A 19,571-nucleotide genomic window follows, 5' to 3' on the forward strand; every position below is an offset into this window, starting at 1 on the left:
GCGGCGCACAGCTGGCGGGGCCTTCCCTCCGGCTAGGCGGATCGACACAGGTCCAGGGGCCGGAAGCCCGTCGTTCGACAAGCTCAGGATCAGGTTTTCGACTGCCGAGCCTGCCAATGGCCCTCATCCTGAGCCTGTCGAAGGATGAGGACCAGGCACGGCCTTGAGGGCCTAAATCCATCGAGGGGCGTCGAGACTCCCCGCCCCCTTCGCGCTAGGGTGGAGCCGAGAGCCAGACCGGGGAGAGGGCGACATGGCCGGGTTCATGATTTCGCTTCGCGCCAAGGCCGACGACAGCAAGATCGGTCCGGCCCGCTACCTGAGGATCGGCGACGACGGCGCCCAGACCGCGCTCAGCCCCACCGCCTGGCGCAAGGCGGTGCTGGACAGCTTCACCGAGAAGACCCCGCAGGGCCTGCCCCGCGGCGACCTGCTGTTCTATGTCCACGGCTTCAACACCAGCTTCAAGGACGCCCTGAAGGGCGACGCCGACAACCGCGCCAAGCTGGCGGCTCACGGCTGGACCGGGGTCTATGTCAGCTACGACTGGCCGTCCCTGGGCGAAACCCTGGGCTACTACGCCGACCGCAGCAACGCCCGGGCCAGCGCCAACGCCCTGATCGACTCGGCTCTGGCGATGTTCGTCGGCGCCATCGTGCCCGACTGCCAGGTGCGGGTCAGCCTCATGGCCCATTCGATGGGGGCCTTCGTGGTGCGCCAGGCGTTCAGCTGGGCCTACCAGGACGTCAAGACCAACGCCAAGGCTTGGTCGATCTCGCAGCTGCTGCTGGTGGCCGGCGACGTCTCGCAGGGCAGCCTGTCGGCCGACCAGGACGGCGGCCGCTGGTTCAACAAGTATGTCGGCCGGACCACGATCTATTCGAACCGCTTCGACAGCGTGCTGAAGATCTCGGACCTCAAGAACGGCGAGCCGACGCCGCGAGCCGGGCGGGTGGGCCTGCCGGCCGACGCGCCCGCCTCGTTCTGCGACGTCGACTGCAGCGCGCTGTTCAACGGCCTGGACCTCAGCCTCGCCCAGCGGGTCAACCCGGCCACGGCCCACTGCTTCTACTTCAAGCAGGACGCCTTCTGGCGCGACGCGGTGCTGACCCTGGAGGGCGGCATCGACCGCCACGTGATCCCGACCCGCGCCCTGCTGGGGACGACCGACAACCGCTTCACCCTGAAGACCAAGCCGATCACCGCGGCCGAGTACCAGGCGGCGCTGCAGCTGGCCCAGGCGGGGAACTGAGTCGAAGCCTGTCCCGGCTGACGACGGCGGTTGCTACCCCGCCCCCATCGCCACGGCCACGTGGTAGACGATGAACGAGGCCAGGTAGGCCAGGCTGGTCATGTAGAGGAACATCACGGTCGGCCACAGCCAGCCGTTGGTCTCGCGCTTGACCACGCCCAGGGTCGCGGCGCATTGCGGGGCGAAGACGTACCAGGCCAGGAACGACAGGGCCGTGGCCAGCGACCACTGGTGCGACAGCAGGACGCCCAGGTTGGTGCCGGCCTCGTCGTCGCCGCCCACGGCGTAGACGGTGCCCAGGGCGGCCACCGCCACCTCGCGGGCCGCGAAACCGGGGATCAGCGCGACGGTCATTTGCCAGTTGAAGCCGATGGGCTGCATGACGGGCGCGATGAAGTGCCCGATCCGCCCGGCGAAGCTGTAGTCGATGGCCGGTCCCGTCGCGCCCGCCGGCGGATAGGGGAAGGTCGACAGCACCCAGACCAGCACCATCAGCGGCAGGATGATGCGGCCGGCCCGCTCGATGAAGATCCGGGCCCGGGTCCACAGGTTCAGCAGCACGTTGCGCGGCTCGGGCCAGCGGTAGGTCGGCAGCTCCATCATGAACGGCTCGACCGTGCCGCGCCAAAAGATCTTGCGGATCACGAACGACACGACGAGAGCGCTGACGATGCCGCTGGCGTAGAGGCCGAACATCACCAGGCCCGGCAGGCTGAGCACGCCCCAGACCTTGGTGTGCGGAATGAAGGCGGCGATGATCAGGGTGTAGACCGGGATCCGCGCCGAACAGGTCATCAGCGGGGCGACCAGGATGGTGGTCAGCCGGTCGTGCTTGTTGTCGATCACCCGCGTCGACATGATGCCGGGAATGGCGCAGGCGAAGCTGCTGAGCAGGGGGATGAACGCCCGGCCGTGCAGGCCCGCCCCGCCCATGATCTTGTCCATCAGGAAGGCCGCGCGGGTCATGTAGCCACTGTCTTCCAGCACCAGGATGAAGAAGAACAGGATCACGATCTGCGGCAGGAAGACCAGCACGCTGCCCACCCCGGCGATCAGGCCGTCGGTGATCAGGCTCTGGAACAGACCGTGCGGCAGGACGGCGGCGACGCCGGCGCTCAGGGCCGCGAAGCCCGCCTCGATCAGGCCCATCAGCGGCTCGGCCCAGGTGAACACCGCCTGGAACATCACGAACAGCAGCAGGCCCAGGATCAGCAGGCCGGCGGCCGGGTGCAGCAGCACCGCGTCGACCTTGCCCGTGACGGTGTCCGGTCGCTCGGGCGGGCGGACGCAGGCCTTGACGATGCGCTGGGCTTCGCGGTGGGCGGCGCGGATCTCGGCGGCGGTCGGCTCGCGCCAGACGTTCTCGTGCTCGCCCGCATGGCTCACGGAGAGCGCGTCGGCCTTGGCGACCAGCTCCTCCAGGCCGCGCTTGCGAGTGGCCACGGTGGTGACGATCGGCGCGCCGATCTCGGCCGACAGCCGCTCCAGGTCGATCCGCAGGCCCTGGCGCTGGGCGATGTCGAACATGTTGAGCGCCAGGACGAACGGCCGGCCCACCTGCTTGAGCTCCAGCACCAGCCGCAGCACCAGCCGCAGGTTGGTGGCGTCGGCCACGCAGATCAGCACGTCGGGCGCGGCCTCGCCCGCCAGCTTGCCCAGCACCGCGTCGCGGGTGACCACCTCGTCGGGGCTGCGGGCCCGCAGGCTGTAGGTCCCCGGCAGGTCCAGCACGTGGGCCCCGCGGCCGCTGGCCATGGTCAGCACGCCCTCCTTGCGCTCGACGGTGACGCCGGCGTAGTTGGCGACCTTCTGGCGGCTGCCGGTCAGGGCGTTGAACAGGGCGGTCTTGCCGGAATTGGGATTGCCGACCAGCGCCAGGCGCGCGGGCCGCGAGACGGCGGTGTCGGTCAAGACGTCAGGCCTCTTCGAACTGGACGGTGACGGCGGCGGCCTCGCGGCGGCGCAGGGCCACGCGCATGTCGTCGATGCGCACGGCGATCGGGTCGCGGCCGAACAGGCCCTCGTGCAGCACCTCGAACGCGGCGCCCTCGACGAAGCCCATCTCCAGCAGCCGGCGCTCCAGTTCCTCGGGATCGATCGACTCCGACCGCCCGGTCTCGCCGCCGACCCGCACGATCACCCCCCGCTGGCCCTTGCGGGCCTGGCTGAGCGGGCTCTCGGCCCCGCGCGAGGCGGGGATGTCGGTGAAGTCTGGGGCTAGGCTGAGAGCGTCGGACATGGTCGCACCGGAAAAACTTGCGAACGATTATCAGTCCAAGGTCACGCTGTCATGCGGCGATTGGATGGCGCGATGTCGCGGCGCGGCGGACACGAACGAAGAGAGCTCGACCCCGGCGCGGATCAGCTGGCGCGATCGCCCTCCACCTGGGGGCTTTCGCGACGCTAGGGACCCGGGGCGGCCGCAAGGCCTTCGCCCAGTCCCTGGGGTCCGGACAGCCTGTGCGACGCTTCCGGGATGGCGAGAATTTTGGGAGTCCCTACCGCCGCGCCAAGCCGTCCAGCATCCATAGCGCCGCCAGCGTGCCGAACAGGACGGCCAGGGCCGAGAACAGGAACATGCGCACGCCCTGGGCCAGGGCGACGCTGAGGGTGGTCAGGGCGGCCAGGGCCCAGGCCGAGGCCAGGATCTTGCCTTCCAGCGAGGTCAGGGCCGGCCGGGGCGGCAGCAGCAGGCGGCTGGCGCGGCGCGCCGATCGCCACAGATCTTTTGCTCGAACCTCGGCCCGCACCGGAAATCCTCCCCCTCCAACACTGACGCTAAAAGTGTAGGGACGGTCGCGGCTTGCGTCCATGGGGAAAGATCGGCGTTATCCGTATTTCCCCAAGCCAGGACGAGGTTATGCCTGATTAAGTCGCATACCCGACAATATTGACCCCCATTGGCGGACGGACAGGTAGGCTCCACCATTGTTGAGGCGCCGAGACCGGGGAAATTGGGGCTCTGGAGCGAAGGTTTGGAGGGGGAGGACGATTCCTGGCGGTCGACCCGCCCTAGAACGCCGGCGCGACGATCGCCCGGGCCGCGACCTCGTCGCGCAGCACCTGCTCGACCAGCAGCTCGATGCTGTCGAACTTCAGCTCGGGACGCAGGAAGGCGATCAGGTCGGTCTCGATGACCTGGCCGTAGAGATCCTCGTCGAAGTCGAACAGCCAGGTCTCCAGCCGGGTCTCGACCTCGCCGGTGGTGGGGTTGTTGCCGAGGTTGGCCACGCCCGGCACCTCGCGGCCGTCGGGCAGACGGGTGCGGGTGGCGTAGACGCCCAGCTTGGGCACCACATAGTCCTCGACCTCGACATTGGCCGTGGGGAAACCCAGCTGACGGCCCAGCTGCTGGCCGCGGCGGACCACGCCCTCGATCGCGAACGGCCGGCCCAGGATCCGGGCCGCGCCCTCGGGATGGCCGTCGCGCAGGGCGTCGCGCACGCCGGTCGAGGAGAACTTCTCGCCCTCGCGGTTGGCGACCGGCTCGGCCACCGAGACCGAGAAGCCGTACTCTTCGCCATAGGCCTTCATCAGGTCGGCGCTGCCGGTGCGGCCCCTGCCGAACGAGATGTCGAAACCGACGGCGACGTGCTTCACGCCCAATCCACCGACCAGCACCTTCTCGACGAACTCGCGGTCGCCGAAGCTGGCCATCTCGAAGTCGAACGGCAGCAGGTACAGCCGGTCCACGCCCAGGGCCTCCAGCGCGCGGGCCTGCTGGTTGTGGGTCATCAGCTTGAAGGCCGGCTCGGTCGGACGGAACAGCCGGCGCGGGTGCGGGTCGAAGGTGACCACGCCCAGCGACGTCCTGCCGGCCAGCGCCGCTTTCGCCGCCTGGGCGATCACCTGCTGGTGGCCGCGGTGCACGCCGTCGAAATTGCCCAGGGCCACGGCCGCGCCGCGATCCTCTTCGGGCAGGTCCTTCCAGCCGTGGATGGTCTTCAGGGGCATGCGGACGTCCTTACGCCGGGTTGGCCATTAAACCCCGATCCGCTCATCCCGGCGAATGCCGAGACCCAGATGGAATGGCTTTGAGCCGGGCTCCAGGAACGCCGAGTTTTTCCAGCCCACTCGGACGCTTTGGGATCTGGGTCCCGGCATTCGCCGGGATGAGCGGAGAAAGAGTGACTCGGCATTGAGCATTTCGTCCTTAGGCGGTCGTCCGGCGCGGAACCAGGACCACGGCCTCGCCGTCGACCACGGCCTTGCCGCGCACCAGGCAGGTGGTGGCCAGGGTCACCCGGGCCTTGGCCGCGTCGATGGCCGTCACCGTGGCGCGGGCCGTGACCTCGTCGCCGATCCGCACCGGCCGCTTGAAGGCCAGGGACTGCGACAGGTAGACCGCGCCTGGCCCGGGCAGGGTCGTGCCCAGCACCGCCGAGATGTAGCCGGCCGACAGCATGCCGTGGGCGATGCGCTCGCCGAAGCTGGTGGTCGCGGCGTAGTCGGCGTCCAGGTGCACCGGGTTGGTGTCGCCGGTCACCTCGGCGAAGGCGACCAGGTCGGCCTCGGCCACGGCGCGGACCAGCTCGGCCGACTGGCCGACGCTGAGATCCTCGAGAAACAGTCCCGGCATGACGCCCCCTTCTTTTTCTTCCTGTGGCTGACGATCGGTCCTACCAGATCAGGTCGGCCATGGCGTGGGTCGCGCCCACCCGCTCGGCGGCCAGCAGGCCCTCGACCTTGGCCGGGTCCAGGCGACCATCGGGACCGACGGCGTGCTCGCCATGGATGCCCTTGGCGATGAACAGGCAGGCCAGGCCCTGGTCGTGGGCGCCCTTGACGTCGGTGATCACCCCGTCGCCGATGCACAGCACCCGCGTGCGGTCGACCGGACCGCCCTTCAGCGCCTCGGCCTCGGCCAGGGCCAGGTCGTAGATCGCCTTGTAGGGCTTGCCGGCCATCAGCACCTCGCCGCCCAGGACCTCGTAGAGGTCGGCCAGCGAGCCGCCGCAATAGATCAGCCGCGAGCCGCGCTGCACCACCCGGTCGGGATTGGCGCAGATCAGGGTCAGGCCGCGCTCGGCGGCGATCGCCAGGCGGTCGCGATAGTCGTCGGGGACCTCGTTCTCGTCGTCGACCATGCCGGTGACGGCGACGAAGGCCGCGTCCTCGGGGCCGGCGGGCTCCAGGCCCAGGCCGTCATAGAGCGGCATGTCGCGGTCGGGGCCGACGATCCAGGCCGGGCCGGGGGCGCGGGCGGCCAGCAGGGTGCGGGTGGCGTCGCCCGAGGTGACGAAGGCGCTCCACGCCTCGCGCGGCACGCCCAGGCGGTCCAACTGCTCGACCACGTGCTCGGACGGGCGCGGCGAGTTGGAGATCAGGATCACCGGCCCGTGGCGGGCCCGCCATTCGACCAGGGCCTGGCAGGCCTCCGGGAAGCTCTCGACCCCGTTGTGGATCACCCCCCAGACGTCGCACAGCAGCACGTCATAGCGGTCGGCAAGGGCGGAGAGGCCAGGGGGCAGGTCGGTCATGGACAGGGGCGGTACCGGGCGGAGACGGGCGCGTCAACGCTAGCGCATGTAGGGACGCGGCGGCGCGAGGGCCAGCGGAGAGCTTTCGGGTCGTCGACCTCGTGATTGGCAGGATCGTGCATCAAGCGAGCAGGATCGGCCTACCGCCCAACGGGCTCCGCATGGCACACCCCCGCCCGTTCATCTCCCCCTGAACCTTCGAGGACTATCCGATGGCCATCGCAAAAGGCTACGCGGCCGCGACCGCGTCCGCCCCGCTGACCCCCTTCACCTTCGACCGCCGCGAGCCCAATGACGACGACGTCGTCATCGCCATCAAGCATTGCGGCGTCTGCCACTCCGACATCCACATGGTCGACAACGGCTGGGGCCAGAGCGTCTATCCGATCGTGCCCGGCCACGAGATCACCGGCGTCGTCACCGCCGTCGGGTCCAAGGTCAGCCGCTTCAAGGAAGGCGACCGCGTCGGGGTCGGCTGCTTCGTCGACAGCTGCACCACCTGCGCCGCCCGCGACCTGGACCGCGAGCAGTACATGCCCGGCCTGGTCCTGACCTACAGCGGCTTCGAGCCGGGCAGCGATCTGCCGACCTACGGCGGCTATTCCGACCACATGGTGGTCAAGGAAGGCTACGTGCTGTCGATCCCCGACAACCTGGCCCTGGACGCCGCCGCGCCGCTGCTGTGCGCCGGCATCACCCTCTATTCGCCGCTGCGCCACTGGAACGCCGGCCCCGGCAAGTCGGTGGCCATCGTCGGCCTGGGCGGCCTGGGCCACATGGGCGTCAAGCTGGCCCATGCCCTGGGCGCGGAGGTGACGGTGCTGAGCCAGACCCTGTCCAAGCAGGAAGACGGCCTCAAGATGGGCGCCGACCACTACCACGCCACCAGCGACCCGAAGACCTTCGAGACCCTGGCCGGAACCTTCGACCTGATCATCTGCACGGTGTCGGCCGGGATCGACTGGGGCGCTTATCTGAGCCTGCTGAAGGTCGACGGGACCATGGTGCTGGTCGGTGCGCCCGAAGAGCCCGTGCCGCTGAACGCCTTCGCCCTGATCCCCGGCCGCCGCACCCTGGCCGGTTCGATGATCGGCTCGATCAAGGAGACCCAGGAGATGCTCGACTTCTGCGGTGAACACGGCATCGTCGCCGACATCGAGACGATCGCCATCGACCAGATCAACCAGGCCTATGCCCGCATGCAGAAGAGCGACGTGCGGTATCGGTTCGTGATCGACATGAGCACGCTGTAGGGCGCTCGGGGACCAGGACACGTATGCGTGCCCCTGGTCCCCGTCATCCTCGGACTTGTTCCGAGGACCCCTCGTTCCGCCGAGCTGTCGTTTGGAGCTAGGCCGCAGCCTCACCGCTTCTCGGACCAACCTTCTTCGCGGTTGAAGCAGGGGTCCTCGGAACAAGTCCGAGGATGACGGCGGTGGAGCTCACGTCGCGTCGTGGAAGATCACCCCCAGCACCCGCCGCCGGCCCGCGCGCACGGTGCTGACGCCGTGGCGCAGCACCCGCCGGTGGACGCCGCGCGCGCCGGTGGCGGGCCGGTCACGGACCGCGAAGATCACCCCCTCCCCCTGCTTCAGCGGCACGACCTGCGGCCGCGACTGCTGGCGGGGGCGCTGCTCCACCAGCACGAACTCGCCGCCCTCGAAGTCGCGGCCAGGCTCGTCCAGCAGGAAGGCGGCCTGCAGCGGGAAGACGTGCTCGCCGTAGAGGTCCTGGTGCAGGCAGTTGTAGTCGCCCGGGCCATAGGTCAGCAGCAGCGGCGTGGGCCGCGCCTGGCCCGCCGCGTGGCAGCGGGCCAGCATGTCGTCCAGCTCTTCCGGAAACCGCCGCTCCTCGCCCAGCGCCTGCATCCAGCGGTTGGCGACGGCGGCCAATGGCCCGTACAGCCCCTGGCGCAGCCTCTGCACCGGGTCGGGCAAGGGATAGCTGAAGTACTTGTATTCGCCCTGGCCGAAGCCGTGGCGGGCCATCACCACCCGGCTGCGAAAGCCGGCCTCCTGGTCGTAGAGGCCGGCGATCCGCTGGCAGGTTTCGGGCTTCAGCAGCGGCCCGGTCAGGGCCCAGCCCTGGGCGTCGAGCTCGGCGACGATGCGCGACCAGTCCAGGCTCATGCCGCCTCGCGCGCCAACAGCCTGGCCTTGCGCTCGACGCCCCAGCGATAGCCCGACAGCCCGCCGTCGGCCCGCACCACCCGATGGCAGGGGGTGAGCACCGCCAGCGGATTGGCTCCGCAGGCCTGGGCCACGGCCCGGGCGGCGGTCGGACGGCCGATGGCCCGCGCCACCTCGGCATAGGAGGCGGTGGTCCCGGCCGGGATCGCCCGCAGCGCCGCCCAGACCGCCTGCTGCAGGGGCGTGCCCCGAGCGTCCAGCGGCAGGTCCAGCGCCGCGCCCCGGCCGTCGATCTCCGCCGCCACGGCGCGGAGCTCGGCCTCCAGCCCGGCCGGGTCGGGCGTCAGCCGAGCCGAGCGGAAACGGCGTTCCAGGTCGCGGACCAGTACGGCCTGGTCGTCGCCCAGGGTCACCAGCCGCAGGCCAGCCTCCGAGCGGGCGACCAGGGCCAGGCCGAGGGTCGTCGGAACCGTGGCCCAGCGCAGGGTCTCGCGCGGCTGGTCGGGCTTGCAGCGCAGGCAGGGGCGGAAGCCGGCGGCCCGGGCGCTCTCGCGGGTGTCGTGGAATTCGACGTTCTTGCGCAGCGGCCGCCCGGCGCAGCTGGCCAGGCAATAGACGCCGGTGGTGCGCACGGCGATGAAGAAGGCGCCGTCGAGGTCGCGGTCGCGGCGGCGCATGGCCTCCCAGCGCGCGTCGTCGGTGGAAGCTTGAGAAGCGGTCATGGTCGGTCTCCTTTCGTGAAAAGGAGCATGCGCGCCATGACCTGGGACGTCATTCCGATGCTTGCTGTTCTGGTTTTGCGCCGCGGATACTGGGCGCCCTGGCGCGAATTCCCCGTCCTTCGACAAGCTCAGGATGAGGAATTCGAATTCAACCGCCGCATCAAAGTAGCCCTCATCCTGAGCCTGTCGAAGGACGAGGGCGGCTCATGGGCGCGGGTCCCGCCTTAACCGTCCGCGGTCCCCGCCGGTCCGCAGACCAGGTCGACCATGACCGGGATCGTGGCCTCCAGCTGTTCGCGCGTCTCGCCGGCCCGGGCGCGGACCGACAGGGCGTTCATCAGCATGCTGGCCACGCGGCCGAGCGCCACGGGGTCGACCGTCGGCGGAAGCTCGCCCCTGGCCTGACGGCGCGTCATCAGGCCTTCGATACCCCGGTCCAGCTCGTGCATGCCGTCGGCGACGATCTGGCGCACCTCTTCGTCGATCAGCGCCTGGCCCAGGCCCGCGCTGGCCAGGAAACAGCCTCGCCCGCCCGCGTCGTCCGACAGGTAGAAGCCCAGGGCCGTGTGGTAGATCCGCGTCAGGACCTCGCGCAGCGAGCCGCCGCCGCGGAACGCCTGGGTCATCGCCGCCCGCGAGCTGTCCATGTAGTGATCCAGCGCGGACTTGAAGAGCGCCTGCTTGTCGCCGAACGCCCCGTACAGGCTGGGCCGGTTCATGCCCGTCGCCGCGCTCAGGTCGTCCAGCGAGGCGCCCGCGAAGCCTTGGGCCCAGAAGATGTCCGTGGCCTTGGCCAGGGCCACTTCCGGATCGTAGGCGCGGGGCCTGCCCCGGCGTTTCACGGCGTTATCGGACATCGGACTCTCCTGGCCGAATTCTATTTTTTGTACCGTTTCGCATTTTATTCCTTGACCGTCGTTATTTTTATGCGAAACAGTACGGAAATGCAATGGAGGGTTCGATGGATCTCTACTTTTCACCGATGGCCTGCTCGATGGCGACGCGGATCGCGGCCTATGAGGCGGGCGCCGACATCCGTTTCCTGAAGGTCGACACCAAGGCCCGGCCCAAGCGGGTGGAGGACGGGACCGAGTTCCTGACCGTCAACGCCCTGGGCCAGGTGCCCGTGCTGCGCACCGACGACGGCGAGCTGATCGTCGAGAACCCCGTGATCCTGCAGTACATCGCCGACCGCTTCCCGGCCGCCGGCCTGATCCCGCCCGACGGCGTCGAGCGCCGCAAGGTGCAGAGCTGGCTCGGCTTCATCGGTTCGGAGCTGCACGTCGGCGCCTTCACCGCCCTGCTGAATTCCAACGCTCCGGACGGCGCCAAGGCCTTCGCCCGCGAGCGGCTGGTCGAGCGCCTGGCCCATCTCGACGCCCACCTGAAGGGCCGCGAGTTCCTGCAGGGCCGGTTCAGCGTCGCCGACGCCTATCTGTTCGTGATGCTGACCTGGGCCCGCTACCTGGCCCTGGACTTCACGCCCTATCCGGCCCTGACCGCCTATCGCGACCGCCTGCAGACCCGGCCCTCGGTGGCGCGGGCCTTCGACGAGGAATTCACCCTGTTCAAGGCCGCGGCCTAGCCGAGACCTGAACGGGGACAGGCCCATGGGCCTGTCCCCAGCCGCCCCCCGCTTCTTCCTCCCCAGGAGATAAATCATGCGTAGCTTCATCATCGCCGTCGCGGCCCTCGCCGCGACGGGCGGCCCCGCCATGGCCGAAACCAAGGCCCAGAACGGCTGGCTGACGCTCAGCGCGCCCACCACCCAACACCATGTCGTGTTCGACGGCGCGGTCTGGCGCTGCGAGGGCGACACCTGCCGCTCGACGCAGGTCAAGTCGCTGCCGCCCCTGCGCAGCTGCAAGCGCCTGGCGCGCGAGCTGGGGCCGATCACCAGCTTCGGCTATCGCGGCGTGACCCTGTCCGAAGCGCAACTGGCGGACTGCAACCCGGTGCAGGTCGCCAAGACCCCGGCGGCGTCCGAAGTCGCCGCCGCCCACTGAGCTCCGACCTCGGAGGAGGACCTTGGGGACGGGCGCTCGCGCCTGTCCCCAACTTTTCCGGCCGCCATCTCCAACGCTCGTCATCCTCGGACTTGTTCCGAGGACCCCTCGGCCCGCTGAGCCGTCGGTTGGGTTGGGGCCGCGATCTCGCCGCCCCACGGATCAGCCTTCTTCGCGGTTGAAGCAGGGGTCCTCGGAACAAGTCCGAGGATGACGGACGTGGGCTAAACCCCCACCGACCAGCAGAACAGCTCGCCATCCTCCTCGTCCGTTCGCTCGCCGGTGCGTTCGAAGCCGTTGGCCTCCAGCACCCGCTGCGAGGGGCCGTTGTGGATCGAGGTCTCGGCGGTGACGGTTTTGACGCGGTGGTCGCCCCGCGCCCAGGCCAGCAGGTCGGCCACCGCCCGCCGGGCGATCCCGCGCTGGCGGCGCGAGGCGGCGACGCCGTAGCCGATCATCACCGTATCGCCGACATAGGGCGTGCGGACCAGAGAGGTCAGGCCCACCACCTCGCCGTCCTCGACGATCATCCAGGCGTTGGGGTGGAAGCTCTCGCCGACCTGGGCGGACAGGCCACGCAGCATGGCCAGCACCTCCGGCGCCTCCACCCCGCCCTCGGCGACGGCCAGGCCGTCAGGGGACTCTCCAGCCAGCAGGGCGGCGAAATGGGCGTCAGTGGCTTCGATCAGCATGGGCGGGTTTCTAGAGGCCGGAGCGTCGGGCCGCAACGCCGGGTTGCTCGCGGCGCAGCTTCGGTCCAGGCTGACGCCGCTCCACATGAGGTCCACATGGCCAGGTTCGACATCAGGCGTACGTTCCGTTCCGGCCTCGCCGTTCTGGCGATCGCCGGGTCGGGCCTCCTGGTCGCCTGCGGGCCGGGCTCCAGCTCGACCAGCGTCGTCCTGACCGGCCCGCCCGACAAGGTCGAGGCGCTGATCACCCAATACAGGCTGCATGACTCGCCGGTTCAGGCGCACCTTGAGAAGCTGGCCGACGGCCGCGAACGGGCCGCCTTCACCAAGCCGGGAGGCCTGCCGGCCGGCGAACTGGTCGGCCTGGGCAAGGCCGCCGCCAAGGCCGGGGTGGCTTTCGAGTTCTCCAGCGGCGCGAAATGGGGCGGCGCATCGGCCGACGCCTCGATGAAGACCACCCCCGCGCCCGGCCCCGCGCCCAAACCCGCGTCGAGCGGGGTCTAGGACTTCGGCTTGGCGATCTTGACGCCCGAGGCCAGCAGCTGCGGCTTGATGTTCAGGGCGTAGTCCTCGTCGAACCGGGCCTGGGCGTCGGCCTTGACGGCGGCGATCACCCGGTCGCGGGCCTCGCGGGCGGGTGGGAAGCCGAGGTCGCACGGGATGGTGGCGGGATCCGTCCCCTGATCAGCCGCGCCGCTCTCGCCGGTGGGCAGCTCCTCCGACACCGGGTCGGTGCAGCCCAGCAGGCCGGTCATCGACGAAAAGCAGAGCGACCGCTGCAGATAGGCCCGCAGCCGCCAGCCGCACTGCGCCGCCCGCGGGTCGGCGCCGTCGGGAACCTTGCGGTCGACGTCGTAGCGCAGGAACACCTGGTGGCGGACCATGGCGCTTTCTGCCCGCCGGGCCTTGGTCAGGACCAGCCGCAGGTCGCTGGCGGCGACCGTCATGGTGGCGCTGGCGCCCTTGACGGTGCTGGGGGCCGGCGCCGTAGGGGGCGAGGAAATAGGCGGCGTCGAGGCGGGCGGTGGTCCAGCTTGCATGACGATGTCCCCCTTGGTCGTGAACAACCTTAGGGCGTCTCGGCGGGGCCGGTCAAATGGGCGAAGCTTACCGCCCCATCCCGCGTCGCAGAGCGCCGCGCATGAAGTCCTGGGGGGGATCGGCCTCGGCGATGATCGAGTCGCGGATGGCGCGGGGCTCGCCGAACAGGTGGCCCTGGGCGTAGCCGATGTCGAGCTCCAGCACGTCGACCACCTGGCGCTCGTGCTCGACCTTTTCGGCGATCACCTCGATGCCGTAGCGGCGGGTCAGGCCGGCGAAGTCCTCGGCGTTCAGGTCGGGCAGCGAGGCGATGACCAGCTTGCCGTCCTGCTCTTCCAGTTGGTCCAGCATCATCTGGGCGCCGACCTTCAGGAACTTGACGTCGGCCCGGGCCAGGTCCTGGAAGTCCAGGTCCAGGTCGGTGACCTTGTCCAGGCTGAAGCGGAAGCCCAGGCTGGCCAGCCGCGCCATGTGGCGGGCCTCGACCGGGCCGCGGTCGTTGAAGGCGGCCTGGCCCAGCTCGAAGATCAGGGCCCCGTGCAGGTCCTTGTTGACCTGCAGGAACTCCAGGAATTGGGCGAAGAACGCTTCGTCCGACAGGCTGGCCAGCGAGATGTTGCAGAAGATCCCGACCTTGCGGTCCTGCTTGGCCAGGCGGCGGACGATCTGCACGCAGCGGAACAGCAGCAGGTTGTCGATCGCGGCGGTCAGGCCCTCGGGCTCGGCCACGGCCAAGTACTCGGCCGGCATCATGATCCGGCCGGTGTCGTCGCGCAGGCGCGAGAAGCTCTCGTAGAACACGGTCCGCCGCTGGGGCAGGCTGACCACCGGCTGCAGGTAGAGGTCGACCCGGTTCTCGGCCAGGGCGTCCTGCACCACCTCGATCAGCGCGTTGGACTGGGGCGAGCGGCCGCGCGGCTCGGCGCGGGCCACCTCGACCTGGTAGCTCAGCTGGTGCTCCAGGCGCTGGCTCATGCGCACGACCAGGTCTTCCAGCTGATGGACCTCGCTGGTCAGCTCGGCCGACCGGCGCTGGGCGTCGTCGGCGACGGTCTCCAGCAGGCCGCTGATGCGGGCGTCGACCTTCTCGACCTGCTCCAGCAGGATGCCGTGGGCCTCGCGGATGGTCTCGATGTCGACGCGCAGGGCCGCGCCCTGCAGGACATTGGCGATCACGCCGTGGATGGCGAAGCACAGGCCCATGGCGCCGATGAAGGCGGCCAGGCCGACGGCCGGCGCGGCTCCCATCCGCCACAGGGCGAGGGAGACCACCAAGGCCAGACAGAGATAGGCGCCGGTCAGCAGCGCCAGCATCAGCCTTCGCATTCGAGTTCCCTACGAATCGTCAAGCTCAGTATGCGAGTCGCGCTGGCCGTGAGTCGAACAGATTAACGACTCTGAGCCATTACGCCGCGCCTTAACCACAAATCAGCTCTTCGTGAACGCGCGGAAAAGGTTAACGGCGCCAGCTCGAACAAACCTCGGGAATCAACGGGTCGACCATCCCGTTTGCCCCTCCCCTCCGCCTCTGCTATCCCCCGCCCATGCCTTTCGTTCGGAAAACCCCGCGAATTAACCGCCCGGCGTGACGCCGCCGGACGACTGCTCCAGCGCGCGCCGGGACGACGACCCCGCAACCTTTTTCCGAACCCCCTACGCTGGATAGCTCTCCCATGGCCGACGACGCCACGACGACCGCCCGCGACTACCGCGAAACCGTCTTCCTTCCCGACACCCCGTTTCCGATGCGCGGCGGCCTGCCCAAGAAGGAGCCCGAGATCCTGGAGGGCTGGGCGGCCCTGTCGGACAAGGGCCTGTACGGCGCCGTGCGCGCCGCCCGCCAGGCCGCGAACGCCCCGCTGTTCGTGCTGCACGACGGCCCGCCCTACGCCAACGGCGCCATCCACATCGGCCACGCCCTGAACAAGACGCTGAAGGACTTCGTGGTCCGCAGCCGCTTCGCCCTGGGCTACGACGTCGACTACGTGCCCGGCTGGGACTGCCACGGCCTGCCGATCGAGTGGAAGATCGAGGAGGAGTTCCGCGCCAAGGGCCGCCGCAAGGACGAGGTGCCGGCCGCCGAGTTCCGCAAGCGCTGCCGCGAATACGCCGCCGGCTGGATCGAGGCCCAAAAGGTCGAGTTCCAGCGTCTGGGCGTGCTGGGCGACTGGTGGAACCGCTACGCCACCATGGACTACGCCAGCGAAGCCACCATCGTCGCCGAGTTCCACAAGTTCGCCACCAGCGGCCAGCTCTATCGGGGCTCCAAGCCGGTGATGTGGAGCCCGGTCGAGCGCACGGCCCTGGCCGACGCGGAGATCGAGTACCACGACCACACGAGCCCGACGGTGTGGGTGAAGTATCCCACTCTGCACATCGCTCCGCATGATCAACGTAGCTATCCACTGGACGCCAAGATCGTCATCTGGACTACGACGCCTTGGACAATCCCCGCGAGCCGAGCGATCTCCTTCAATCCCGCGATCTCCTACGGGACCTACGTCGTGCGGTCGTTGGAAGAGGGTCTCGAGTTCGAGCCATGGGCTCATGTCGGCGAAAAGTTGATCGTCGCCGACAAGCTGGCCGAGCAAGTTCGTGTAGCCGCCAAAATCAGCACTTGGGAGCGGGTGGAAGCAGCCGACCCAAGCATCGTCACGGCCAAACATCCGCTGTGGGATCTGGACGACGGCTACAAGATCCCAATCCCTCTGCTGGCCGGCGATCACGTGACAGACGATGCCGGTACCGGCTTCGTCCATACCGCGCCCGGTCATGGTCAAGACGACTACGCTGTATGGGTCGAAAAGCGACTCGGCTTCGCTGCTCTCAACAGCAAACTCCCGGCGTCGATCCAGCAAAGGATCGATGACTCCATCCCCGACACCGTCGATCCCGACGGCACCTATTTCCCGCACGTGCCGCTGTTCGCCGGCCTGAAGGTCATCGAGACCGAGGGCAAGAAGGCCGGCAAGTTCGGCCCGGCCAACGGCGCGGTGATGGACAAGCTGATCGAGGCCGGGAACCTGCTGGCCCGCGGCCGCGTCGAGCACAGCTACCCGCACAGCTGGCGCTCCAAGGCCCCGGTGATCTTCCGCAACACCCCGCAGTGGTTCATCCGCATGGACCAGGCCGTGCCGTCGCTGGGCGGCAAGACCCTGCGCGAGACGGCCGTCCAGGCCATCGCTGACACCGCCTTCCACCCCGACGCCGGCCGCAACCGCATCGGCTCGATGGTCGAGACGCGGCCCGACTGGCTGATCAGCCGCCAGCGCGCCTGGGGCACGCCGCTCGCCATGTTCGTCGACAAGGAGACGGGCGTGCCGCTGATGGACGAGGCGGTCAACCGCCGTATCCTCGACGCCATCCAGGATGGCGGCAGCGACGCCTGGTTCGAGCTGCCGGACGAGCATTTTCTCGGCGACCGTGACCCCGCCCAGTACGAGAAGGTCGTCGACATCCTCGACGTCTGGTTCGACAGCGGCTCGACCCACGCCTTCACGCTGGAAGGTCGCAACGACAGCCGCAGCCCGGCCGACCTCTACCTCGAAGGCTCGGACCAGCACCGCGGCTGGTTCCAGTCGTCGCTTCTGGAGAGCTGCGGCACGCGCGGCCGCGCGCCGTACAAGGGCGTCCTGACCCACGGGTTCACCCAGGACGAGAACGGCGAGAAGATGTCCAAGTCCAAGGGCAACACCGTCGAGCCCCAGACCATCACCAAGGAGAGCGGCGCCGAGATCCTGCGGCTGTGGGCGGCGATGGTCGACTATTCCGAGGACCAGCGGATCGGCAAGACCATCCTGGCCACGACCACCGACGCCTATCGCAAGCTGCGCAACACCACCCGCTACCTGCTGGGCGCCCTGGCCGGCTTCGACGAGGCCGAGCGGGTCACCGACTACGCCGACTTCCCGCCGCTGGAGAAGTACATCCTGCACCGGCTTTGGGAGCTCGACGCCCAGGTGAAGGCGGCCTACGAGGCCTATCGCTTCAGCGACGTGATCCGGCCGCTGATCGACTTCTGCCAGGGCGACTTGTCGGCCCTGTTCTTCGACATCCGCAAGGACAGCCTCTATTGCGACGCGCCCACCGCCCTGCGCCGCCGGGCCTACCGCACGGTGCTGGACTACGTGTTCGAGCGCCTGACCGTGTGGCTGTCGCCGCTAACCAGCTTCACGATGGAAGAGGCCTGGACCACGCGCTTCCCCGACGCGGGCAGCAACGTGCTGCGGGTGATGCCGGAGACCCCGGCGGCGTGGCGCAACGACGCCGAAGCCGCGCGCTGGGCCAAGGTCGAGACCGTGACCTCGGTGGTGACCGCCGCCCTGGAGGTCGAGCGCCGCGAGAAGCGGATCGGCTCGGCGCTTGAGGCCGCGCCGCTGGTGCACATCGCCGACCCCGACCTGCTGGCGGCCTTCGACGGCGTCGACGCGGCCGAGGTGTTCCGCACCAGCCAGGCGACCCTGGTCGCCGGCCAGGCCTCCGGGGCCTTCGCCGTGGACGAGGTCAAGGGCGTGGCCGTGGAGCCGAAGCTGGCCGAAGGCAAGAAGTGCGCCCGCTCGTGGCGCATCCTGCCGGAGGTGGGAACCGACCCGCGCTATCCGGAACTCAGCCTGCGCGACGCCGAAGCGGTGGCGTGGTGGGATAGCGTACACGCGGTTTAAGATCACCCTCTCCCAGAGGGAGAGGGAGGGACCCGCGCCGCCAGGCGTGGGAGGGTGAGGGGTTAAGGCGCCAGACGGCGCGCCGGCCAACGGTGTAACCCCCTCACCTTCCCACCGCTGCGCGGCGGGCCCCTTCCTCTCCCTCTGGGAGAGGATCCAAGGAAAAGCGAAGAATGCTCAAGATCACCCGCCTCGGCTGGACCGCCTATCTGATCGCCGTGATCACCGTCGTGCTCGACCAGGTCAGCAAGGCCTGGATCCTGTCGACGCTGGGAACCGCCCCCGGCGCCAGCCAACAGGTGGCCGGGCCGTTCTACCTGACCCTGGTGCACAATTTCGGCATGAGCTTTGGCCTGTTCCGCGGCTCGGAACTGAGTCGCTGGCTGCTGACGATCTTCTCGGCCGTCGTGGTGGTCGCCCTGGCGCTCTGGGCGCGCAAGGCGACCAAGCCGCTGATGGCGGCCGGCATCGGCCTGATCATCGGCGGGGCGTTCGGCAACAACCTGATCGACCGCATCCGCTACGGCTATGTCGTCGACTTCATCGACGTGTCGCGGATCCACTTCCCGTGGGTGTTCAACGTCGCCGACTCGGGCATCACGGTCGGGGTCTGCCTGCTGCTGCTGGACAGCTTCCTGTCGGAAGAGAAAAAGCTGGCCAATCCCGACGGCCACGGGCTGTAGGACCAGCGGGCGGAGGCGAAAACCTCGTCCTTCGACAGGCTCAGGATGAGGTTTTTCTGGCGTCCGGCCTCAAGAACGGTCCTCATCCTGAGCTTGTCGAAGGACGAGGACCACCCACCGGCCTCGAACGCCGATCAGGCTCTGAAGCGACACAAGCGCCCTAACGTAGCCACGATCTCAAGGAAGATTGGCGCCCGGCCTCGGATGTCGTATCGAGAGCGTCCGAATTTACGGCCCGGGGGGCCGCTGGAGCAGGTTCATGAGTTTCTATCGGGTCGCGACCCTGGGCGCTTTGGCCGTCGTGGCCGCCACGGGCCTGGCCGGCTGCCAGTCCGCGTCGAAGGCGCTGGGCATGAGCAAGGTCGTTCCGGACGAGTTCCGCGTCGTCACCAAGGCCCCGCTGGTGGTGCCGCCCGACTACAGCCTGCGCCCGCCGGCTCCCGGCGAGCCGCGCCCGCAGGAACTGCAGCCTGAAAGCGCCGCCCGCCAGGCCCTGATCGGCCAGAGCAACGCCGCCGGCCGCTCGGACGGCGAGAAGCTGCTGGTCTCCAAGGCCGGCGTCGACAAGGCCGACCCGCTGATCCGCTTCGTCGTCGACGACGAGAACGGCGACCTGGCCCACAAGGATGAGAGCTTCGCCAGCAAGGTGATGTTCTGGAAGAAGGGCGACAAGACCGCCGCCCCGACCGCCGCCGAGACCGGCGCCACCGAATCCGTCACCGTCGACGCGGCCGCCGAAGAAGCCCGCCTGAAGGCCCTGACCGGCAACGGCACGATCATCATCACCCGCGAGAAGCAGGGCAAGATCAAGCTGCCGGGCCTGTAGGGCCTGGGGCGCTGAACTCTGGAAAGAGGCCCGGAAGGAAACTTCCGGGCCTCTTTCTTTGGCCGCAGACCCCCTCCGG

The 19,571-nt window shown here is 69.0% G+C and carries 21 protein-coding genes; 9 read left to right on the forward strand and 12 right to left on the reverse strand.

Annotated features, from left to right (window positions below):
• Positions 1 to 253: 253 nt before the first annotated feature.
• Entirely contained in the window at positions 254 to 1,252 is a 999-nt protein-coding gene (locus G3M57_RS20930; RefSeq protein WP_163232750.1) for an alpha/beta fold hydrolase, read from the forward strand.
• A gap of 33 nt (positions 1,253 to 1,285) precedes the next feature.
• On the opposite strand, the gene feoB is transcribed toward G3M57_RS20930, so the two are convergent.
• From feoB to G3M57_RS20960, 6 genes are all read right to left on the reverse strand, one after another.
• Positions 1,286 to 3,163: a ferrous iron transport protein B gene (gene feoB, locus G3M57_RS20935; protein ID WP_056761060.1), complete on the reverse strand. Its 1,878-nt coding sequence runs from the start codon at positions 3,161 to 3,163 to the stop codon at positions 1,286 to 1,288.
• A 4-nt stretch (positions 3,164 to 3,167) separates the two neighbouring features.
• Entirely contained in the window at positions 3,168 to 3,491 is a 324-nt protein-coding gene (locus G3M57_RS20940) for a FeoA family protein (RefSeq protein ID WP_188916236.1), read from the reverse strand.
• A gap of 259 nt (positions 3,492 to 3,750) precedes the next feature.
• Positions 3,751 to 4,002 (reverse strand): hypothetical protein, encoded by a 252-nt coding sequence (locus G3M57_RS20945; protein WP_230983885.1) that lies wholly within the window; start codon positions 4,000 to 4,002, stop codon positions 3,751 to 3,753.
• 262 nt (positions 4,003 to 4,264) lie between these two features.
• The gene (locus G3M57_RS20950) at positions 4,265 to 5,206 is read right to left on the reverse strand and encodes a bifunctional riboflavin kinase/FAD synthetase (protein ID WP_163232752.1); all 942 of its coding nucleotides are present in this window, start codon (positions 5,204 to 5,206) and stop codon (positions 4,265 to 4,267) included.
• Positions 5,207 to 5,405: 199 nt separating this feature from the next.
• Complete coding sequence (locus G3M57_RS20955; protein WP_056761054.1) at positions 5,406 to 5,831, reverse strand: MaoC family dehydratase; 426 nt, start codon at positions 5,829 to 5,831, stop codon at positions 5,406 to 5,408.
• Positions 5,832 to 5,871: 40 nt separating this feature from the next.
• Positions 5,872 to 6,732, reverse strand: a complete 861-nt coding sequence (locus G3M57_RS20960) for a TIGR01459 family HAD-type hydrolase (protein ID WP_163232753.1) — start codon at positions 6,730 to 6,732, stop codon at positions 5,872 to 5,874.
• Positions 6,733 to 6,944: 212 nt separating this feature from the next.
• Here G3M57_RS20960 and G3M57_RS20965 point away from each other — a divergent pair, with 212 nt between their 5' ends.
• A complete protein-coding gene (locus G3M57_RS20965) occupies positions 6,945 to 7,985 on the forward strand; it encodes an NAD(P)-dependent alcohol dehydrogenase (protein ID WP_163232755.1) in 1,041 nt (346 codons plus the stop codon).
• Between the two features lie 189 nt (positions 7,986 to 8,174).
• On the opposite strand, the gene G3M57_RS20970 is transcribed toward G3M57_RS20965, so the two are convergent.
• Positions 8,175 to 8,861, reverse strand: coding sequence for a 2OG-Fe(II) oxygenase (locus G3M57_RS20970; protein WP_163232757.1), 687 nt, complete (start codon positions 8,859 to 8,861; stop codon positions 8,175 to 8,177).
• On the reverse strand, positions 8,858 to 9,583 hold the full coding sequence (locus tag G3M57_RS20975; RefSeq protein WP_163232759.1) for a methylated-DNA--[protein]-cysteine S-methyltransferase: 726 nt from the start codon (positions 9,581 to 9,583) through the stop codon (positions 8,858 to 8,860). The genes G3M57_RS20970 and G3M57_RS20975 overlap by 4 nt, the downstream gene beginning before the upstream one ends.
• Before the next feature lie 36 nt (positions 9,584 to 9,619).
• Here G3M57_RS20975 and G3M57_RS20980 point away from each other — a divergent pair, with 36 nt between their 5' ends.
• Complete coding sequence (locus G3M57_RS20980) at positions 9,620 to 9,811, forward strand: hypothetical protein (protein WP_163232761.1); 192 nt, start codon at positions 9,620 to 9,622, stop codon at positions 9,809 to 9,811.
• Here G3M57_RS20980 and G3M57_RS20985 read toward each other — a convergent pair.
• On the reverse strand, positions 9,808 to 10,440 hold the full coding sequence (locus tag G3M57_RS20985; RefSeq protein ID WP_056761037.1) for a TetR/AcrR family transcriptional regulator: 633 nt from the start codon (positions 10,438 to 10,440) through the stop codon (positions 9,808 to 9,810). The two genes, G3M57_RS20980 and G3M57_RS20985, sit on opposite strands and share 4 nt — an antisense overlap.
• Positions 10,441 to 10,544: 104 nt before the next feature.
• Between G3M57_RS20985 and G3M57_RS20990 the strand changes: the two genes are divergently transcribed.
• Entirely contained in the window at positions 10,545 to 11,168 is a 624-nt protein-coding gene (locus G3M57_RS20990) for a glutathione S-transferase C-terminal domain-containing protein (RefSeq protein ID WP_163232763.1), read from the forward strand.
• A 76-nt stretch (positions 11,169 to 11,244) separates the two neighbouring features.
• Positions 11,245 to 11,589 carry a DUF8200 family protein gene (locus tag G3M57_RS20995; protein WP_163232765.1) on the forward strand — a complete coding sequence of 115 codons (345 nt, stop codon included), beginning with the start codon at positions 11,245 to 11,247 and terminating at the stop codon, positions 11,587 to 11,589.
• Positions 11,590 to 11,813: 224 nt separating this feature from the next.
• On the opposite strand, the gene G3M57_RS21000 is transcribed toward G3M57_RS20995, so the two are convergent.
• On the reverse strand, positions 11,814 to 12,281 hold the full coding sequence (locus G3M57_RS21000) for a GNAT family N-acetyltransferase (RefSeq protein ID WP_163232768.1): 468 nt from the start codon (positions 12,279 to 12,281) through the stop codon (positions 11,814 to 11,816).
• Between the two features lie 96 nt (positions 12,282 to 12,377).
• Here G3M57_RS21000 and G3M57_RS21005 point away from each other — a divergent pair, with 96 nt between their 5' ends.
• The gene (locus tag G3M57_RS21005) at positions 12,378 to 12,785 is read left to right on the forward strand and encodes a hypothetical protein (RefSeq protein ID WP_163232770.1); all 408 of its coding nucleotides are present in this window, start codon (positions 12,378 to 12,380) and stop codon (positions 12,783 to 12,785) included.
• Here the strand turns inward: G3M57_RS21005 and G3M57_RS21010 are convergent.
• Together G3M57_RS21010 and tipF are read right to left on the reverse strand one after the other, a co-directional pair.
• On the reverse strand, positions 12,782 to 13,321 hold the full coding sequence (locus tag G3M57_RS21010; RefSeq protein ID WP_163232772.1) for a hypothetical protein: 540 nt from the start codon (positions 13,319 to 13,321) through the stop codon (positions 12,782 to 12,784). The two genes, G3M57_RS21005 and G3M57_RS21010, sit on opposite strands and share 4 nt — an antisense overlap.
• A gap of 67 nt (positions 13,322 to 13,388) precedes the next feature.
• Entirely contained in the window at positions 13,389 to 14,648 is a 1,260-nt protein-coding gene (gene tipF / locus G3M57_RS21015; RefSeq protein ID WP_056751609.1) for a flagella assembly cyclic-di-GMP phosphodiesterase TipF, read from the reverse strand.
• A gap of 347 nt (positions 14,649 to 14,995) precedes the next feature.
• Between tipF and ileS the strand changes: the two genes are divergently transcribed.
• The 3 genes from ileS (at position 14,996) to G3M57_RS21030 (ending at position 19,492) form a co-directional block, all read left to right on the forward strand.
• A complete protein-coding gene (gene ileS / locus G3M57_RS21020) occupies positions 14,996 to 17,983 on the forward strand; it encodes an isoleucine--tRNA ligase (protein ID WP_163232774.1) in 2,988 nt (995 codons plus the stop codon).
• Between the two features lie 173 nt (positions 17,984 to 18,156).
• Positions 18,157 to 18,666: a signal peptidase II gene (gene lspA / locus G3M57_RS21025; protein ID WP_163232776.1), complete on the forward strand. Its 510-nt coding sequence runs from the start codon at positions 18,157 to 18,159 to the stop codon at positions 18,664 to 18,666.
• A 259-nt stretch (positions 18,667 to 18,925) separates the two neighbouring features.
• On the forward strand, positions 18,926 to 19,492 hold the full coding sequence (locus tag G3M57_RS21030; RefSeq protein ID WP_056751618.1) for a DUF3035 domain-containing protein: 567 nt from the start codon (positions 18,926 to 18,928) through the stop codon (positions 19,490 to 19,492).
• Positions 19,493 to 19,571 lie beyond the last annotated feature (79 nt).

The sequence above is a fragment of the Caulobacter rhizosphaerae genome (assembly GCF_010977555.1).
Taxonomy (GTDB): domain Bacteria; phylum Pseudomonadota; class Alphaproteobacteria; order Caulobacterales; family Caulobacteraceae; genus Caulobacter; species Caulobacter rhizosphaerae.

Bases quoted from the DNA above. Each gene is read 5' to 3' on its own strand.
- G3M57_RS20930 (WP_163232750.1), top strand. From the start codon at position 254: ATGGCCGGGTTCATGATTTCGCTTCGCGCCAAGGCCGACGACAGCAAG.
- G3M57_RS20940 (WP_188916236.1), bottom strand. From the start codon at position 3,491: ATGTCCGACGCTCTCAGCCTAGCCCCAGACTTCACCGACATCCCCGCC.
- G3M57_RS20950 (WP_163232752.1), bottom strand. From the start codon at position 5,206: ATGCCCCTGAAGACCATCCACGGCTGGAAGGACCTGCCCGAAGAGGAT.
- G3M57_RS20955 (WP_056761054.1), bottom strand. From the start codon at position 5,831: ATGCCGGGACTGTTTCTCGAGGATCTCAGCGTCGGCCAGTCGGCCGAG.
- G3M57_RS20960 (WP_163232753.1), bottom strand. From the start codon at position 6,732: ATGACCGACCTGCCCCCTGGCCTCTCCGCCCTTGCCGACCGCTATGAC.
- G3M57_RS20965 (WP_163232755.1), top strand. From the start codon at position 6,945: ATGGCCATCGCAAAAGGCTACGCGGCCGCGACCGCGTCCGCCCCGCTG.
- G3M57_RS20970 (WP_163232757.1), bottom strand. From the start codon at position 8,861: ATGAGCCTGGACTGGTCGCGCATCGTCGCCGAGCTCGACGCCCAGGGC.
- G3M57_RS20975 (WP_163232759.1), bottom strand. From the start codon at position 9,583: ATGACCGCTTCTCAAGCTTCCACCGACGACGCGCGCTGGGAGGCCATG.
- G3M57_RS20980 (WP_163232761.1), top strand. From the start codon at position 9,620: ATGACCTGGGACGTCATTCCGATGCTTGCTGTTCTGGTTTTGCGCCGC.
- G3M57_RS20985 (WP_056761037.1), bottom strand. From the start codon at position 10,440: ATGTCCGATAACGCCGTGAAACGCCGGGGCAGGCCCCGCGCCTACGAT.
- G3M57_RS20990 (WP_163232763.1), top strand. From the start codon at position 10,545: ATGGATCTCTACTTTTCACCGATGGCCTGCTCGATGGCGACGCGGATC.
- G3M57_RS20995 (WP_163232765.1), top strand. From the start codon at position 11,245: ATGCGTAGCTTCATCATCGCCGTCGCGGCCCTCGCCGCGACGGGCGGC.
- G3M57_RS21000 (WP_163232768.1), bottom strand. From the start codon at position 12,281: ATGCTGATCGAAGCCACTGACGCCCATTTCGCCGCCCTGCTGGCTGGA.
- G3M57_RS21005 (WP_163232770.1), top strand. From the start codon at position 12,378: ATGGCCAGGTTCGACATCAGGCGTACGTTCCGTTCCGGCCTCGCCGTT.
- G3M57_RS21010 (WP_163232772.1), bottom strand. From the start codon at position 13,321: ATGCAAGCTGGACCACCGCCCGCCTCGACGCCGCCTATTTCCTCGCCC.
- tipF (WP_056751609.1), bottom strand. From the start codon at position 14,648: ATGCGAAGGCTGATGCTGGCGCTGCTGACCGGCGCCTATCTCTGTCTG.
- ileS (WP_163232774.1), top strand. From the start codon at position 14,996: ATGGCCGACGACGCCACGACGACCGCCCGCGACTACCGCGAAACCGTC.
- lspA (WP_163232776.1), top strand. From the start codon at position 18,157: ATGCTCAAGATCACCCGCCTCGGCTGGACCGCCTATCTGATCGCCGTG.
- G3M57_RS21030 (WP_056751618.1), top strand. From the start codon at position 18,926: ATGAGTTTCTATCGGGTCGCGACCCTGGGCGCTTTGGCCGTCGTGGCC.